The organism is Rhodococcus sp. T2V, assembly GCF_029269925.1.
Lineage (GTDB): Bacteria > Actinomycetota > Actinomycetes > Mycobacteriales > Mycobacteriaceae > Rhodococcus_F > Rhodococcus_F koreensis.
Genome location: NZ_JARJBD010000018.1, coordinates 1 through 16,337, shown reverse-complemented (window position 1 = coordinate 16,337; position 16,337 = coordinate 1). Strand labels below are relative to the sequence as shown.

The following is a 16,337-nucleotide window of genomic DNA, read 5'->3' as shown; positions in this document are numbered from 1 at the left end:
AACCACACACCCATGGGCAGAGAGGAACAACCCCACATGAGTCTCGAAATGACACCCGGTCTCCGCTCGACGTACAAGCAGCGCTACGAACCGGACGATGACGGCCTGCGGTTCCAGGATCTGGTCTTCGAAGGCAACTTCGTCGGCCAGGAACCGATGCGCGACGGCATCCTCGGCGACAAGGTGCAGAAGCAGCGCGCCAAGAGCAAGGTCCTCGAGAAGGTCAGCAAGGAGGACGTCCTGGCCGACCAGTTCACCCTGGACGAGCTCAACGACCTCAACAACTACCTGGCCTGGAACATCTGGGACGTGCTCGTCATGCGTGCCACCGAAGGCGTCTCGGGCATGATCCCCCGCCAGGAATACGAGATCCTCGCGTTCATGCACGAGTTCTACCGCTGGCCGGAGATCCTGCGCATGACCACCGACGAGGTCGGCGCCCAGGGCATCTTGGACATCGGGGCCTCGGCGCGGCGGGAAATCGGCACCAAGATCAACGCGGTGCACGACTGGTCGATCGGGGCCGTCGGCTTCGGCATGGGCCGCTGCGGTCTGCTCGCACTCGAAGCGATCGGACCCGACGACTACATCGAGGAGAGCAACGAGCTCCTCAAGTTCATGCAGCGGATCGAGTTCGGCAAGCGCCAGGACGGGTACATCCTCAACTCGCAGGACCGGTACCGCTGCCAGATCCACGAGCCGGACTTCCTCTCGGGCATCGTCAACCAGCTCGAGACGCTCGAGCCGGGAAGCCCCAAGCACGAATCGTTCACCCGGTTCAACGCGGCCGCCGAACTGCTCTCGTTCCTCGATCACATGGATTGCCGGCTCGGTCTCGGTGATACCGGACCGTACGAGCTGCCCAACGGCAACATCCTCATTCTCCGGGACCTGTTCGTCAACGAACCCGTCTTCCACTGGTCCGATGTGTGCGACGACGCCGGCCTGCCGCACGCCTACACCGTCGCGCTCGAGATCGACCCGGAAATTTTGGGACTGCAGGAAATTCGCGTCAACGACATCTCCACCACCTTCACCCGGCCGAAGAACTACATTCCCGCCATCGTCGGTGGCGCCGTCTTCGCCCGCGAGCAGTGGGACACCCCGATGGCGGACGTGCGCACCATCAAGATCGACGACCTGGGCGGCGAGCTGCCGAAGATCCAGGACGCCACGCTCAAGATGTACGGAAAGATCTCGCGGATGTGCCGCCGCGACCTGATCTGGGCCGGCCAGTACGTCTACTACGTCGACATGATCCTGCCGTACCTGCGTAAGGCCGGAACATACGAGAAGGCATGCGACGAATACCAGCTCTGGGAAATCGACCAGCGCGTGTCGAACTACTACTACGACATCGGCAAGCGTGGCTTCGCGCAGGAAGTCGTTCCGCAGAAGATCTTCTCCGGCCAGGGCTACCTGCCCTTCGGCGAGGGTGCAGATCTGCGCCGGTCGAAGTACCGCTGGATGTAGAACCCGTTCACCAGACACGGGGGCGGCGGGACCGGGAGGCACCTGCCACCGGCCGCCCCCGTTCGATCGTTGGGAAACAACATGACTCAAACCCTGCTCGACAAACGTCTCTACGACGTTCTCAACGCCGTGGCGCTCAAGAAGATGGCGACCGCGGCCGCTGTGGCGGAGATCGTCAACCTCAGCACCGACGAGGTGCGAGGGATCTTCACCGAACTCGAAGACGGCGATCTGGTCGCGCTCATGGGTGAGACGGCCCTGCCCACCGACGCCTCGGGCCCGGTGCTGGTCGATTCCGCCGCCACCATCTACGGACCCCTTCGCGACGATCCCTCGGTGCTGCAGGTGGCCGACAAGTTCGAGGAGGTCAATTCCCGTTTCCTGCGCACCATGTCCTCCTGGCAGCAGATCGAGGTCGGCGGACGCAAACTCGCCAACGATCACAGCGATTCCGCCTACGACGCGAAGGTGATCTCCACCATCGAGCGCCTGGTGTCCCGGCTCGAGGGGCTGCTCGAAGCCCTCGCCGAAAAGGACGCGCGCTTCCGCACGTACGTCGGCCGCTTCGAGCGTTCCCTGGAAAAGGTCGACGCCGGCGACATCGCGTTCGTCTCCGACCCGACCAAGGACTCGGTGCACAACGTGTGGTTCGAATTCCACGAAGACTTGCTGCGCACCCTCGGTCGCGCACGTAAGGAGTGAACAAGGTGAGCTCTGTGACTGTTACGACTGGACTGACACGCGCGTTCAGCGAACCAGGTGAAATTGACCGGAATATTCTGGGCGGCAAGGGCTACGGCCTGGTCGAAATGACCCAGGAAGGGCTGAACGTGCCCGGCGGGTACGTCATTTCCACGTCGGCCTGTCACGACTACCTCGAGCACGGTTCCATGACCGAGGACCTGATCGAGGAAATCCACGGCCGCCTGAGCGAGCTCGAACAGGCGACAGGCAAGACCTTCGGCGGCGGCCCCTTCCCGCTGCTGCTGTCGGTGCGTTCGGGAGCACCGGTGTCCATGCCGGGGATGATGGACACCGTCCTCAACCTCGGCCTCGGCCGGGATGCGGCGGTCGCGCTGGCCGACGTCACCGGCGACACCCGCTTCATGGCGGACGTGCTGTTCCGGTTCCACGGCATGTACGCCGAAACGGTGATGGGGGCGCTCGAGACGCCCGACCGCGACGATCTCACTGCGTTGATCGACGGCGTGGAGGCCGACAGCGAGCCCGGCTCCGTCTACGACCGGGTGTGGGAGCATTGCCAGGCCTTGCTGCGCGACGAACTCGACGACGAGGTGCCCAGTGACCCCCGCGCGCAGCTGGTCGGCGCCGTGGAGGCCGTCTTCCGGTCCTGGAACACCCGGCGCGCCGTGAAATACCGTGAGGTGCACAAGATCCCGAACGACCTCGGTACCGCGGTCGTCGTGCAGTCGATGGTCTTCGGCAACCTCGACCAGGACTCCGGCTCCGGTGTGGTGTTCACCCGCAACCCCGTCACCGGCGAGCCGGGGCTGTTCGGTGAGTTCCTGGCCGCCAGCCAGGGGGAGGACGTCGTCGCCGGCATCCGCACCCCGGACCCGGTCACCGCGCTACGCGATCGACTTCCGCACGTGTACACCGAGTTGGAAACCACGTGCGCCGAACTCGAACGCCGTCGTGGCGACGTCCTCGACATCGAGTTCACCGTCGAGCGCGGCATCTTGTACATGTTGCAGGTCCGCAGCGCCAAGCGCACCGCGCAGGCCGCGATCCGGATTGCGGCCGACCTGCTCGCCGAGCAGGTCGTGACCACCTCGGGTGCCCTGTCGACGCTGACCCTCGAACAGATCCGCCAGGTGCAGCGCCCGGGCTTCGACCCCGATGCCTACGCCCGCGCCCGCGAGGACGGGCGGCTGCTGGCCACCGGTGTCGGCGCGGCCCCCGGGCACGTGGTCGGCGAGCTGTACTTCGACTCCGACGCCGCGCAGCAGGCGGTCAAGGAGGGCAAGACGGTCATCCTGGCGCGGCCGGTGACCAGCCCGACCGATCTGCACGGCATGATCGCCGCGGACGGCATCCTCACCGCCACGGGCGGGTCGACCAGCCACGCCGCCGTGGTGGCGCGCGCCCTGGGCACCACCTGCGTCGTCGGTTGCGGAGCACTGGATATCGACCCCGCCGCGGGCACCATGCGGGTAGCCGGCAAGACCCTGACCATCGGCGATGTCGTCTCCCTCGACGGTTCGTCGGGTGAGGTGATCGCCGGTGAGATCGAGCTCAGTGAACCGGCGGCCGAAGACGACCGTCTCTCGGGTCTGCTCGAACTGGCACGCGAACGCGCCGGCGCACAGGTGTTCGCCCGGGCGACAACCCCCGATCAGGCACGTCAGGCGCTCGCCCGCGGCGCGACCGGGCTGGTGGCGGGAATCGACGATGTCCTGGCCACCACCGGGCACCTCGACGGAATCATTTCCACGCTGCGCGAGGGCGAGATCAGCGATGCCAGTGCAGCCCTCGAGGCTGCGGTGGCCACCGAGTTCTCGAAGCTGTTCGCCGACGCCGGCGTGCCCGAGTTCGGGGTGCGGGCGATCGACTTCCACGCCGACGAATCCAGCGAACTGCTGCGCACGGCCGAGTTGTTCATCGCGCATCCGGAATTGGCGTTGCCGCTCGGGTCCGAGGAAATCCTGTCCGCACAGCTGCGTGGCATCGCCACGGCCCTGCAGAACGCGGACTCCGAGCTGCGCGTGCACTTCACCGTCCGCAAGATCGCAGACGGCGGTGAGATCGCCGCGTTGAACGCGCTACGCGACAGCCTGCCCGAAGCCGGCCGGGTGGAGATCGGCGGGTATCTCACCAGCCCGCGCGGTATCGCCTCCATCGACGCCATCACCGAGCACAGTGATGTCGTGTGGATCGAACTGCGGGTGCTGCAGGCGGCCGTGGCCGGTATCTCGGCGCGGCATCTGCTGACCAGCGAGCCGCTCGATTCGTATCTACGGCGAGGACTGATTGCGGTCGATCCGCGCGTCGAGATCGACGATCAGGTCGGCGCGCTGGTGGACACCGTCGCCGCGGTCCTTGCCCGCGACCCCGGGCGCCGGGTGGGAATCCGGTTGAGCGGACCGGTCTCGGCGGAACTGGTGCAGTCCCTGCGACAGCGCGGATTCACCCGCTTCGGCGTCGACGGCGACGAGGTACGCCCCTCGATCCTGGCCCTGGGCCAACGAGAGGGCCAGAACTAGCCCGGCGGCCGTTCTGAGGGTGGTACGCGGTGACCGATCACAGGTCACCGCGCACCACCCTCCTGCGTTGCACGCCGGGCAGGCCGGGGGCGGCGCGGGGGCTGTGCAATTCGAGAAACACAGTGCGAGCGCAGATCCAACCGGCGACGGGTGGTGTGTGGTGAAAACCCGGGTCGGGGTCACCACACACCACTCTCAGCTGTCCGGGGGCGGCGGTGGCGAATCCAGTTCGCTGACCGCCTCGGTGACCTGCAGCAGGCGCAGCGCCAGGTCGGCGCGCATCCGATCCGAGTGTTGCGACAGATCCAGGTTGGTGAGTTTGCGGATCAGCTCGAGCCGGTAGGCGAGGGTCTTGGGGTGGACGAAGAGCCGCTCGGCGGCATCCTTTTGTGAGCAGTTGGCATCGAAGAAGGTGCGGAGGGTCTTGAGGAGGGACCCGTCGGACTGCTGGTCGTACTGGAGCAGCGGCTCGGTCACCTCTTTGATGAACCCCTGCAGGTCGGGATTATCGCTGCTGCCCAACAGCAGTCGAACGATCCCGAGTTCGTCGTACAACGACACCGTCCCCAGCCGACGGGAGGCGGCGTGCGCGGTCTTCGCTTCACCGAATGCCGCCGGATAGTCTCCCGGATCACTGCGTGCGGAACTGACCCCCCAGGTGATGCGCAGGTCCGGATGGCACTGTGCAGTGACCTTGTTCAATTCGTCCAGGAGGGCGCGGGCGCGTTCGCGGTCCTTGATCGGGGCGAGGGCCACGATCCAGTTGCCGCGCACACTGGCGAGTGTCAGCGGCGCGGGGCTGGTGCAGCCGCGCACTCCGTGGAGAACGTTGCGCCGTAGGGTGTCCGCGACGGAGGTGGTCCACCCCTCCTGGGCGGCGATGGTGTCGGTGTTCTCGAGCACCCCGTAGACGACCCGGTGAAAACCCTTCAGCCGGATCCCCATTTGGTGGGTGCGGCTGCGGGCGGCGGAGCGTTGTTCCGTGGTTCCTTCCATCAGGTCCCAGAGCAGCTGGTCGAGCGCCTCGGCGCGCGCGGCGCTGGCCGCGCGCTGCTGGAGCTGGGTGAGCGAACAGACCATGGCGGCCTGCCCGCACGCGACCTCCATGATCTCGGCGTCCTCGGTTCCTCCGATCAAACATACGGCGCCGTATTGATTTTCGGCGGCGATGACCGGGTGGGCCCAGATGGTGCGACCATCACGGGCGACGAGCTTGGTCGCCCGTTGCGGGAGGACACCGTTTCGGTCGGCCACGTCGTCGAGCAGATCGGCGGTGTCGAACGTGCGAGGAAAGGTGGCCTCGATTTCGCCGGTGTCGGAGATGATGGCAACTTCGCAGCCCAGTTCGGTTCCGACGGTGCGGGCGACGGAGCTGGTGACGGCGGAATTGGCGAGCACGATCTCGATGAGGGAATGCTGCAGGGTGGACGAGCGGTTGAGCAGACGGAGTTGTCGTTCCAGGGAAATGCGGGTGTTGTCGAGTTCGTCGACGGTGGCCCGCTGGGTGTCGTAGAGGCGGCCGTTCTCGATGGCGATGGTGGCGAGGTCTGCCAGCGCCACCAACCGGCGAACGTCACGCTCGGTGAACGAGGAGTAGCGGCGCCGCCACACCTCCAGGACACCGATCATGTCTCCGTGCACGATCAGGGGCACCGCCAGCGCCGACCGGGTCGCCTCCTGTTCGGCGAGGGACATGAAGTCGGTGCTGATCGTCGAATCCTGAAGGTAGCTATCGATCTTGGCGACCTTCCCGGTTTCGAAGACGAGTCCGGCCACGCCTTGACCCTTCTTCATACGCAAACGGGCGGTGTCGACCACCCGGTGGCCGACACAGCTGCGCATCCGCAGCTCGTCGCCCTCCCGCAGAAACACGCCACAAATGTCCGATTCGGACATCCGCAAGGTCTGGGTGGTGATGTTGAGCAGCACCTGGTCGAGGTCCTGGGCGCTGAGGATCTGGTGCGCCACGGTGCGCATGACCTCGGCCTCGTCGTCGAGGGCTGCAAACTCCTCGGTGGAAGCATGGGCCTGAGCGGACAAGTCGATCCAGACACACAGCTGGGCCAGCAGGATGCGGTGTGCCGCGACCACCTCGTCCGGGACGGCCGGGCCGAGGACGACGGCGACGGTCCCGACGGTGGCCGCGCGCGACATGAGCGGGCCGGCGGCGCATTCGAGCGCGGTCAACTGGGTCTGGTCGGCGTGGGACTCCACCCCGGCGAGGACGGACCAGTCGAGGTCGTGGCGGTGGAAGACGGTAACCGGGATGCCGCTACCGAACGTGGTCACGACCGCTTCGGCGGCCTCGACAGCAGTGTCGGGCAAGGTCGCCAGGAGTTCCCGAAGTCGCTCGACGGGAAACACCCCGTTCAGCACCGTGCCGAACGGGGTGGCCTCGCGGGACCGCTGAGAGCTGCTGGGGTCGTCCATTTCCGCCTCGCCGGTTCGTGTGTCTAGGACACGTCGATGACTGCCTTCAGCGTACGGCGCTCGGTCATCGCGTCGTACGCGGCGGGCGCGTCGTCCAGGCCGACGCGCAGGTCGATGATGACGGTCGGGTCGATCGCCCCGGAGGCCACCAAACCAGCCAGCTGGTCACGGTCGCGGATCGCGTTTCCGATCGCAAAGCGCAGTGTCAGCTCGTCGGCGAACGCCCGGGCCACCGGCAGCGGCCAGGTCGATTGCTGATGCACCCCGACCGAGACGACGGTGCCGCGGCGGCGCACCAACCCGAACGCGGTGTCGAGCCCGCGGGGGCCGCCGACGGCCTCGATGACGGCGTCCGCACCGCGCCCGTCGGTCAGGGCGTCGAGGAGGGGGCGAGCCTCCTGCGGGGTCGCAACCAGCGCGCCGTGTTTTTGGGCGATCGCTCGCCGCTCCGCGACCGGCTCGACCAACACGACCGGCCCGGCGGCGCAGGCCTGCGCGGCGAGGCTGGTCAGTTGCCCGACCGGCCCGCCACCGATGACCGCGACGGTGTCCCCGGGTGCGATGTCGCAGCGTTGGACCGCCGCATACCCGGTGGCCAGCACGTCCCCGAAGAACAACGTGGCCTCGTCGGAGACTCCGTCGGCGATGGGATGCAGCACGACATCGGCGTGCGGCACGCGGACGATCTCGGCCTGGGCTCCGGCCAGCGCGGGGCCGAACGCCTCTCCGGTGCCGAAGAACTGGCGCTGACCGCATTCCCAGTGATTGCCGTGTCGGCACCACCAGCAGTGCCCGCACGCGGTGAAGTCGGCGCCGCTGACCCGGTCACCGGTGGCGAAGGTGCGCACCGCCGATCCGACCGCCACCACGGTGCCGGTGAACTCGTGTCCGAGTATCGCGCCGCGGGACATGCCGTCGGGGTGGCTGATCGTGTGCAGATCAGTTCCGCAGATCGCTGCCCGATGCACCTTGACCAGCGCGTCGGTCGGGTCGATCAGGACCGGGTCGGGGACGTTCGAGACCTCGACGGCACCGACTCCGGCGAACACCACCGCTCTCATGACGCGGCCGTCACTCGCTCGAGGTCGGCCACCCGCTCGGAAATCTTGGTGGCGGCCGTGCGCACCGCGGTCAGCTCGTCCGGCGTCAGTGGCAGCTCGACGATCTCGCGTAGGCCGTGACGACCCAACCTGGCCGGAAGCCCGACGTACCCGTCCGTGATGCCGTACTGGCCTCGGACACGCACGGTGGCCGCGAGGATCTCGTCGGAATCGGTGGCCATCGCCAACACCATGCGGGCGGCGGAGGCGCCGGGAGCGAAGAACGCGCTCCCGGACTTGAGGAGCCCGACGATCTCGGCGCCGGAGTTGCGTGCCCGGTCGACCAGTGCGGTGACCTGCGTGTTCGGCAGCGCCTGGGCGATCGCCGAGCCCGCCACTCGGGCCTGCGAGAGCGGGATGACCATCTCATCGCCGTGGCTGCCCAGAGCGAGCGCCTTCACCGCCGACGCGGGGGAGTCGGCGGCCAACCCGGCCAAGGCCTGAAAGCGTGAGCTGTCGAGGACCCCGGCCATGCCGATCACCCGGTCGGCGGGCAGCCCGGAGGCCTGCCATGCGTGGTGGGTCATCTCGTCGAGCGGATTGGTCACCACCAGCAACACCGTCTGGGGTGAGATCGCGGCCGCCTCGCGGGCGAGTGCACCGACGATGCCGGCATTCACCTCCACGAGATCGGTCCGGCTCATCCCGGGCTGGCGAGCCCGCCCGGCGGTGATGACCACGTAGTCGGCGGGTCCGGCGTCGGCGAGACTGGTGACGCCGCGGATCTTGGTGTCGAAGCCGAGCAGCGCGGTCGAATGGGTCAGATCCAATGCGATCCCCGCCGCCAGTCCTTCGGCGATGTCGACGAGGACGACTTCCTCGATGACATTCGCCTCGGCGAGCTTCATCGCGGTGATCATCCCGACGTGCCCGGCGCCGACCACGACCACCCGTCCGACCGATTTCGCCGGACCGGTCAACTGGGGGCGCCGGGTGCGGGGCTGCTGCAGGGCGGCGGGGGTGACAGCGGGATGCAGCGGCGCCCCGCGCCGGTACAGCGCCGGGGCCGGCGGCTTGAGCGGCGGCGGGGGAGTGCGCGATCCGTTGGAGGTGGGCGGGGTGAACACCGGGGTCACCGGGGCCGGGGACGGGAGGGTCGAGCCGTTCGCGTTCGCCGGTGCGGCTGGGGGAGTGGCCGCGTGGGCGGTAGCGACAATGATTGTCACACCGCGTTCGCGGGCCAATTCCCGTGCGAGCGGAGTGACGATGTCCTTCGCGCCGACCACCAGCTCGCCGGTCCCGGCGGACTGGACCGCGTCGACACCGAAGACGGTCATCGCCGAGCCTCCTCGGTCCCTTCGAGTGATTCGAGCGCGGCGACCGCGGCATCGCGGGCGGTGGCGACCTCGCTTTCACTTCCGGCCAGGAACAGTCGACCGACGCATCGACCACGGTGATCACGCAGGTGGCGGTGCCGAGGTCGATGCCGGTGCGCAGATCACCCTTGTGATCCGTTCGGGCGGAACGGATGCGCTGATGCGCCTGCTCGAGTGTCTGCGCGACCTTGTCGAAGGACATCAGTCGAACACTCCACGCCACGGCCGGGCCTCGTGCGCGATGCGCTTGATGTTCACCAGGTGCAGCGGGGTGACGTTGTCCGAGCAGATCGACCCGCTCCACGTCCCGGTGCCGATCTGGAAGGACGGATCGACATTCGTCGAGTACCCCATCCCACCGAAGAGGGCGGGCGTGTTGACGACGATGCGGCCGGCCGGCAGCTCACCGAACTTGGCCACCACCGTCGGGTCGGCGCTGTGCACGGCCACGGTATGGCCTTCGCCGCCCAGTGCCAGGATCTCCCGGCACCGCCGCCACCCGGCCTGGTAGTCCGGCTCCCGGTAAATGGTCAGGACCGGGCCGAGAATCTCGCGGGAGAGCAGTACGTGGTCACCGACCTCGGTCATCTCGGCGGCCAGCACCTTCGTCGTCGCCGGGACGGTGAACCCGGACAGCTCGGCCAGCCGGATCGCGGACTGGCCCACCGCGTTCGCGCGCAGTCCGCCGCGTTCGTCGAACAGGGTCCTGGTCAAGGCGGCCTGCTGATCGGGGGTCAGCCAGGCGGCGCCGGCGCGGGAGAGTTCGGCGACGAATCGGTCGGCGACAGGTTCGGCGACCACGACGGATTGCTCGGCGACGCAGGCGGTGCCGTTGTCGAAGGATTTCGAGGTCACGATCATCGTCGCCGTCTCGGCGAGGTCGGTGACCGTCGAGTCGACGTAGGCGGGGACATTGCCGGCACCGACCGCAATCGTCGGTTTGCCGCTCGAGTACGCGGCCGCGACCATCGCGGGACCACCGGTGGCGAGAACCAGACGGATGTCGCCGTGCCGCATCAGTTCCCGGGTCGCCTCGAGGGTGGGCTGCTGCAGGCAGGAAACCAGACTTTCCGGGGCGCCGGCTCGCACCGCGGCCTCCGCCATGATCTCCGCCGCTCGGACCGAGCAGCGCGCCGCCCTCGGGTGTGGGGCGTGGACCACGGCGTTTCCGGCCTTGACCGCCGCCAGCGACTTGAACAACACCGTGGCGGTGGGATTGGTGACGGGGATGATCGCCGCGATCACACCCATCGGAGACCCGACCGCGGTGACCTTGTTCTCCTCGTCGGCCCAGAGCACGCCGACTGCGCGCCGCTCGAGCATCCAGTCGGCCACGAAGCCGGTGTTGAAGCGGTTCTTGATGATCTTGTTCTCGTATACGCCGTACCCGGTCTCGTCGACCGCCATCCGGGCGAGTTCCTCGGAGGCGGCGTAACCCGCCTTCGCCATCGCCCGAACGATGTTGTCGAGCCACTGCTGGTCGGCCCCTTCGATGGCATCGAAGGCCTTCTTCGTGGCGGAAACCTGCGCGCGGACGTCAACCAGCGCCGCTAGGTCCGCATCAAGCGTTGCTGTCACGGTCTTTCACCTTCCCTGGCTCGGTCCGGGGCGCAGACGACTCTGTGTGTGCTGCGCCCCGATCGCGGTCGACTCTCACGCGCCCTTGGGGCGAGCCAGGTGCGACAGCACACCCTCGGTCTCGTCGTGCGGACGCGGAATGACGTGCACGGAGACGACCTCTCCTGCCTTGCCGGCAGCGACCGCGCCGGCGTCGGTTGCGGCCTTGACCGCGCCGACATCGCCGCGGACCATCACGGTGACCAAACCGCCGCCGATCTCCCGGTGACCGAGGAGCTGCACGTTGGCCGCCTTGACCATCGCGTCCGCGGCCTCGATCGCCCCGACGAGACCCTTGGTCTCGATCAGGCCGAGGGCTCCGGCGCCACGAGCGGGCAGGGTGGTCTGAGTGGTTGCCATGGTCTTTCCTCCATTTGCGTTCTTGCTGGGTAGATCAACGGGTGCCTTGCGCACTGCGTCAGTTCGTGTGGTCATTTCGAGTAGGTCACCTCACCGTGAGTGACGATCGTGTCCGCGATCGCGACGATCGCCTGGTCCACCGGGACACCGGTGGTGGCCGGGTCCACTCGGGCCGCGCTGCCGGACACGACGAGAACGATTTCTTCCTGCCCGGCCCCGACGAGGTCGACGGCCGCATACGACCGCCTGTCCTCGCTGCCGGAATCGGTGCCGATATCCTCGACGACCAGAATCGTGGTTCCGGACAATTCGGAAACCTTGGCGGTGGACACCACCTGGCCGACAACACGTGCAAGTCTCACCGACAGGACCGCCTTCTTTTCTGGTCACCGAAAACGAACGGGATCGATGCACTCCCGCTCACCCCAGTGACCCGGGAGTGCATCGAGGAGGACGCTACGGCGGCACACCCCACCAGGGCGTTATCCCTGAGCGACAGCTCTGAGCCGGGCAGTTATCCCGCAAGGATGTGGCGGGGGTATCTCGGGTTCGGCAAGGTGTGCGGTGACGAGGACCGCGCCGGGTAATCAGACCGTGCGGCAACCGCCAGAGCCTAGGAGAGTCAGATGATCGAAGACATCGACGCCGATTTCCACACCCCCACCAGCGACGATCCCACATGGACGGAGACGAACTTCTTCGGCTTCTACATCCCGGAAGCCACCCTGAACGTCGGCGTCTATGCGCTGTTCCGCCCGAACGCGGGCGTCGCGATCTCCACGATCGCCATGAACTCGAAGTTCGTGGAGGCGCCCTGGCAGGCCGAGTACTGGGACGCCCAGCACCACCTGCCCATCCCGGAGCCGCGCAACCTGCGCGACTACCGGTTGAACAACGGCCTGCACGTGGTCTGCCGCGAACCCAACCGGGTGTGGGACGTCGAGTTCGACAACGGTGACGACGTCTCGCTGGCCTTCCGCTACACCGCGATCGCCGACGCCTTCGACATCCATGACCCCAAGCAGGACCCGATCGTCGCCAAGCAGGCCGACGACGGCGTGTTCGCGTGGGGCGAGGCCTACGCCGGCCACTTCGACCAATCCGGTCATTTCGAGGGCGAGGTGAACCTGCGCGGCAAGAAGTACGCCGTCGACTGCGTCTCGACGATGGACCACAGCTGGGGTCTGCGCTCGGAGCACCAGGGCCACACCATGAGCTGGCTGCACGCGCACTTCTCCAAGGACTTCGCCATCCACGGCATCTTCGACTTCGACCCCACCGGCGGCCCCGACGCCGCCACCGAACTCACCCTCGAGCACGGCTACGTCGTCGACAAGGGCGAGCTGTACGGGTTGGCCGCCGGCCGCGGCCGCACCATCCGGGAAGGGTTCTTCGCGAAATCGGTCGAACTCGAACTCACCGACAGCGAGGGCCGGGAGTACGAACTCCAGGGCTTCGGACGGACGAGCTTCCCCTGGCAGGCCGGACCCGGCACGGTCGGATACAACGTACTCGCCGAATGGCGTTCCGGATCGCACCGCGGGTGGGGCGAGATCCAGGACTTCATCGGCCCCCAGCAGCTGTGCAAGATCTACAGCGCCTCCGACGCGACCGGCCGCTGACCATGTGCCGACCGGAGCCGCCGCAGGCGGTGATCTTCGACCTCGACGGCACCCTCGTGCAGACCCGCGAGGCATCCTGGCGAGTCTTCGAAAAGGTCAGTGCCGCACACCGTCTCGGGATCGCAACACCCGAGCAGTTCTACGAGATGTTCGCCGACAACTTCTTCGTCTCCCTGCGCGGTCTCTGCCGCGACGCCGAGCACGCGCGGGTCGTCGAGGAAGATTTCATGCGCAGCCTCGGCGCCGACTACGCCCCCCTGATGATCCCCGGCATGGTCGACGTCGTGAAAGCGCTGGTGCCGCATGCGACACTGGCCGTTCTGTCATCGAACTCCACCGAAGTGATCCGCAGAATCCTGCGGAAGAATACGCTCGAGTACTGCTTCGGGCACGTGTTCGGCGGTGACGTCGAACCCGACAAGGCCAAGGGAATCCAGCGGTTCCTCGGCGACGCCGCGCAAGGCTCCGGTCGGCGTTGCCAGGCGTTCTACGACGAATCGGCGGCCGGCGGCGCGGTCCCCGCGGGGGGGACCGCCATCATCACCGACACCGTCGGTGACGTCGAAGCGGCAGTGAAAGCCGGAATCCGGGCGGTCGGGGTCGCCTGGGGCATGCACACCGAAGAGCAACTGCTCGCTGCAGGCGCGGAATTCGTCGCGATCTGGCCGCAGGAAATCTTGGCGCACCTGTTCTCCAGCGCGACCGAGGCGTCGGCCTGTGCGTGCCCGGCGCCACAGACCGTCGCGGCGTCCTCGTCGCAGACACCTTCCGCGACGGTGCCGCCGCGGGTGCAACGCCGAGTCGCCGGAGCGAAGGCACTACAGGCACGGATCACTCCACACCAGCCGCAGGCCGCGCAGGCGCACACCACCGTGCTCCCCGTGCCCGAGGGAGCGCCATCAGTGAACGGCGCCAAATTCGGCGCGGACAACGAATTGCTGCTCGCGGTGAGATTGGCGATGCCATGACGCAACGACCACACGTGCTGGTCACCAACGACGATGGGATCGACGCCCCAGGTCTGCTTGCCCTCGCGCACACCGCATGTGACCAGGGGTACGACGTCACGGTCGCCGCTCCCCATCGTCAGGCCAGCGGCAGCGCCGGTGGTCTGACGATGTTCCTGGTCGACGAGCGCATCGAGGTACGCCATCGACGGCTACCGGGTCTCCCGGGGGTCGAGGCCTACTCCGTGGCGGCGCATCCGGGCATGATCGCACTCGCGGCGGTGCTCGGCCGGTTCGGCCCGGTGCCCGACCTGGTCCTGTCCGGGATCAATGAGGGCTCGAACCTTGGTTCAGCGGTGCTGCATTCGGGCACCGCCGGCGCGGCAGTGGTCGCCGGCGCGCACGGCGTGACTGCGCTGGCGGCATCGCTGCACCTGGACTTCGAAATCGACCAACCGATGGAGCACGGACCTGCCCGGCACTGGACCACCGCCGCCGCGGTGGTCGGCGACATCTTGCCGAACATCATGACCGCGGACGCCGGATCCGTATTCAACCTCAACGTGCCCAACCTACCCAGTGAGGAAGTGCGACCTCTGGTCGCCGCGTCGTGGACCCTCGCTGGCACCGCGCCGACCCTGCTGCCGTTCATCGCCGACTTCGATCGGCGCGCCGATGCGCTGCCGGTGGCGGAGTTGCTCGAACCCACAATCGACATCGTCGAAGGCTCCGACATCGAAATGGTGCGCCGGGGGCATCCCACACTGTCGCTGCTGCACCTGAACGGAGACTCGTCCATCGACTGGATCAGTCAGGTCCGCCCGTGACACGAACATGGACCGCAATGCAGACGACGCGAGTCGACTCGGTCCCTGTTCCCGGCGAAACAGCGTCGCAACTGCCATCTTCAAGTCCCGTTGGCAAGGAAAGCGGCACAGGCACATCTGATGAATATGGAGGTTAGACAATGAGTTCCGGTGCAGTTGGATTGATCGAAACGGTGGGCTTGGTCGGAGCCATCGAGGCTGCCGACACCATGGTCAAAGCGGCCAACGTCGACCTCGTCGGCTACAGGACTCTGCGCAACGGACAGGTGACGGTAATGGTCCGCGCTGATGTCGGCGCGGTCCAGGCCGCGGTCGACGCCGGGGTGGCGGCGGCACGGCATACAGGAGAGATGGCGACATCACACGTGATCGCACGCCCCCACGACGAAACCGAGGATGTGTTGGCCGCAGCAATTCCCACAATCGGGTAGCGCCCCAGATCGCGGACCGGTCCCGGCACCACGAGTACCGGTGTGCACGACACCGGCCAGAGTGCGCGTCGCGATGGTCCGTCGTTCCTGGGGTGTACACGTCCGTGAGCGCGCAGCCGCGCGGGGTAGCACGCTAAACATACCGTCTGGACTGTTATGTTGATTGAGTGGGTGGTCGGGAAGTTCCAGGACGAATGCTTGTCGGCGCCCTGTTGGTGGTGGTCGCCGCGCCGATGGGTCTGATGGTGGGTCGCACGTTCGGCAGTGTGGTGTGGGGGTGCGTGACGGTGGCCGGGCTCGGGGCGGCGCTCGCTGTGGCGGTATGGGCGATCCGGTCGTGACGACGGGTGGCCCGCGAGGCTGGATGCTGGGTGCTGTATCGGCACAGCGGATGGATGGTGTCGACTGTTCCGTCGATGCGGTGATTGCGGAAACGTTGTGGTGGTGGCGCGGAGATGTCTTCGCCAATTTCGCGTTGGTGCTGATCCTGCAGCGCGCGGTAGCGCCGAGTGTCAATGGTTGGGGTGGCGAGATCGATGCGGGCATCGACGCCACTCAGGTCACTCGAATGCTCAACAGGGCAGTACGGCATTCGCATGTGCGTGTGGAGTTGGTCGAGTGGTGTCGGCTCGTCGGGGTATGTCGTGGTGGGCGGGCAGATCGGGATCCACGGTTATGGTTGGCCGATATCGTCGAGTACCTCACCGAATCTCTTGACACCCCGCACACCACGTACGCGAAGCTCGACGAGTTGCGGGAGGTAATCACTACCGTCGATGCTGCGTTGGCTGCCGCTCGCCCGTTACCGGAGATGAGGTATCCCGACACAGAGTTGCTCGTCCTGATTGATCGATACGCGTTTTGCCCGGGCTCGGGTTCTGCGGTATTAATGATCTTTCGGTAATTGAGTGAGCTCAGATCACAAGGAAAGCCCAGCGTGATCGAGGAAGCCATGACACAGGTCGTAGCTCGAGCCGATCCGGGTCAGTC

General features: G+C 66.9%; 15 protein-coding genes. 9 read left to right on the top strand and 6 right to left on the bottom strand.

The features are described 5' to 3' along the window. The first annotated feature begins 36 nt into the window (after positions 1-36). The 3 genes from P3H15_RS17070 (at position 37) to P3H15_RS17060 (ending at position 4,697) form a co-directional block, all read left to right on the top strand. A complete protein-coding gene (locus tag P3H15_RS17070) occupies positions 37-1,473 on the top strand; it encodes a hypothetical protein (protein WP_276138333.1) in 1,437 nt (478 codons plus the stop codon). 81 nt (positions 1,474-1,554) lie between these two features. Further along, positions 1,555-2,175: a hypothetical protein gene (locus P3H15_RS17065; protein WP_276138332.1), complete on the top strand. Its 621-nt coding sequence runs from the start codon at positions 1,555-1,557 to the stop codon at positions 2,173-2,175. A 14-nt stretch (positions 2,176-2,189) separates the two neighbouring features. Next, positions 2,190-4,697, top strand: coding sequence for a pyruvate, phosphate dikinase (locus P3H15_RS17060; RefSeq protein WP_276138331.1), 2,508 nt, complete (start codon positions 2,190-2,192; stop codon positions 4,695-4,697). A gap of 195 nt (positions 4,698-4,892) precedes the next feature. Here the strand turns inward: P3H15_RS17060 and P3H15_RS17055 are convergent, their stop codons facing one another. From P3H15_RS17055 to P3H15_RS17030, 6 genes are all read right to left on the bottom strand, one after another. Further along, on the bottom strand, positions 4,893-7,127 hold the full coding sequence (locus tag P3H15_RS17055) for a helix-turn-helix domain-containing protein (protein ID WP_276138330.1): 2,235 nt from the start codon (positions 7,125-7,127) through the stop codon (positions 4,893-4,895). Positions 7,128-7,150: 23 nt separating this feature from the next. Beyond that, on the bottom strand, positions 7,151-8,188 hold the full coding sequence (locus tag P3H15_RS17050; RefSeq protein WP_276138329.1) for an alcohol dehydrogenase catalytic domain-containing protein: 1,038 nt from the start codon (positions 8,186-8,188) through the stop codon (positions 7,151-7,153). After that, positions 8,185-9,504: a malate dehydrogenase gene (locus tag P3H15_RS17045; RefSeq protein ID WP_276138328.1), complete on the bottom strand. Its 1,320-nt coding sequence runs from the start codon at positions 9,502-9,504 to the stop codon at positions 8,185-8,187. Before P3H15_RS17045 ends, P3H15_RS17050 begins: the two co-directional genes overlap by 4 nt. A 240-nt stretch (positions 9,505-9,744) precedes the next feature. Continuing rightward, positions 9,745-11,121 (bottom strand): aldehyde dehydrogenase family protein, encoded by a 1,377-nt coding sequence (locus P3H15_RS17040; RefSeq protein WP_276138327.1) that lies wholly within the window; start codon positions 11,119-11,121, stop codon positions 9,745-9,747. A gap of 75 nt (positions 11,122-11,196) precedes the next feature. Further along, positions 11,197-11,520: a BMC domain-containing protein gene (locus P3H15_RS17035; protein ID WP_276138326.1), complete on the bottom strand. Its 324-nt coding sequence runs from the start codon at positions 11,518-11,520 to the stop codon at positions 11,197-11,199. A 71-nt stretch (positions 11,521-11,591) separates the two neighbouring features. After that, positions 11,592-11,882 carry a EutN/CcmL family microcompartment protein gene (locus tag P3H15_RS17030; protein WP_276138325.1) on the bottom strand — a complete coding sequence of 97 codons (291 nt, stop codon included), beginning with the start codon at positions 11,880-11,882 and terminating at the stop codon, positions 11,592-11,594. Between the two features lie 264 nt (positions 11,883-12,146). Between P3H15_RS17030 and P3H15_RS17025 the strand changes: the two genes are divergently transcribed. The 6 genes from P3H15_RS17025 (at position 12,147) to P3H15_RS17000 (ending at position 16,251) form a co-directional block, all read left to right on the top strand. Then, positions 12,147-13,142 (top strand): hypothetical protein, encoded by a 996-nt coding sequence (locus P3H15_RS17025; RefSeq protein WP_219469124.1) that lies wholly within the window; start codon positions 12,147-12,149, stop codon positions 13,140-13,142. 2 nt (positions 13,143-13,144) lie between these two features. Beyond that, positions 13,145-14,110, top strand: a complete 966-nt coding sequence (locus tag P3H15_RS17020) for an HAD family hydrolase (protein ID WP_276138324.1) — start codon at positions 13,145-13,147, stop codon at positions 14,108-14,110. Next, a complete protein-coding gene (gene surE / locus P3H15_RS17015; RefSeq protein ID WP_276138323.1) occupies positions 14,107-14,916 on the top strand; it encodes a 5'/3'-nucleotidase SurE in 810 nt (269 codons plus the stop codon). Before P3H15_RS17020 ends, surE begins: the two co-directional genes overlap by 4 nt. Positions 14,917-15,056: 140 nt before the next feature. Next, the gene (locus P3H15_RS17010) at positions 15,057-15,347 is read left to right on the top strand and encodes a BMC domain-containing protein (protein WP_276138322.1); all 291 of its coding nucleotides are present in this window, start codon (positions 15,057-15,059) and stop codon (positions 15,345-15,347) included. A 194-nt stretch (positions 15,348-15,541) separates the two neighbouring features. Further along, positions 15,542-15,688 carry a hypothetical protein gene (locus P3H15_RS17005; RefSeq protein ID WP_276138321.1) on the top strand — a complete coding sequence of 49 codons (147 nt, stop codon included), beginning with the start codon at positions 15,542-15,544 and terminating at the stop codon, positions 15,686-15,688. Then, positions 15,670-16,251, top strand: a complete 582-nt coding sequence (locus tag P3H15_RS17000) for a hypothetical protein (RefSeq protein ID WP_276138320.1) — start codon at positions 15,670-15,672, stop codon at positions 16,249-16,251. The genes P3H15_RS17005 and P3H15_RS17000 overlap by 19 nt, the downstream gene beginning before the upstream one ends. Positions 16,252-16,337 lie beyond the last annotated feature (86 nt).

Coding starts and splice junctions, on each gene's coding strand:
- P3H15_RS17070 (WP_276138333.1), top strand. CDS start 37: ATGAGTCTCGAAATGACACCCGGTCTCCGCTCGACGTACAAGCAGCGC.
- P3H15_RS17050 (WP_276138329.1), bottom strand. CDS start 8,188: ATGAGAGCGGTGGTGTTCGCCGGAGTCGGTGCCGTCGAGGTCTCGAAC.
- P3H15_RS17045 (WP_276138328.1), bottom strand. CDS start 9,504: ATGACCGTCTTCGGTGTCGACGCGGTCCAGTCCGCCGGGACCGGCGAG.
- P3H15_RS17020 (WP_276138324.1), top strand. CDS start 13,145: ATGTGCCGACCGGAGCCGCCGCAGGCGGTGATCTTCGACCTCGACGGC.
- P3H15_RS17010 (WP_276138322.1), top strand. CDS start 15,057: ATGAGTTCCGGTGCAGTTGGATTGATCGAAACGGTGGGCTTGGTCGGA.
- P3H15_RS17065 (WP_276138332.1), top strand. CDS start 1,555: ATGACTCAAACCCTGCTCGACAAACGTCTCTACGACGTTCTCAACGCC.
- P3H15_RS17005 (WP_276138321.1), top strand. CDS start 15,542: ATGCTTGTCGGCGCCCTGTTGGTGGTGGTCGCCGCGCCGATGGGTCTG.
- P3H15_RS17035 (WP_276138326.1), bottom strand. CDS start 11,520: ATGGCAACCACTCAGACCACCCTGCCCGCTCGTGGCGCCGGAGCCCTC.
- surE (WP_276138323.1), top strand. CDS start 14,107: ATGACGCAACGACCACACGTGCTGGTCACCAACGACGATGGGATCGAC.
- P3H15_RS17055 (WP_276138330.1), bottom strand. CDS start 7,127: ATGGACGACCCCAGCAGCTCTCAGCGGTCCCGCGAGGCCACCCCGTTC.
- P3H15_RS17025 (WP_219469124.1), top strand. CDS start 12,147: ATGATCGAAGACATCGACGCCGATTTCCACACCCCCACCAGCGACGAT.
- P3H15_RS17000 (WP_276138320.1), top strand. CDS start 15,670: ATGGGCGATCCGGTCGTGACGACGGGTGGCCCGCGAGGCTGGATGCTG.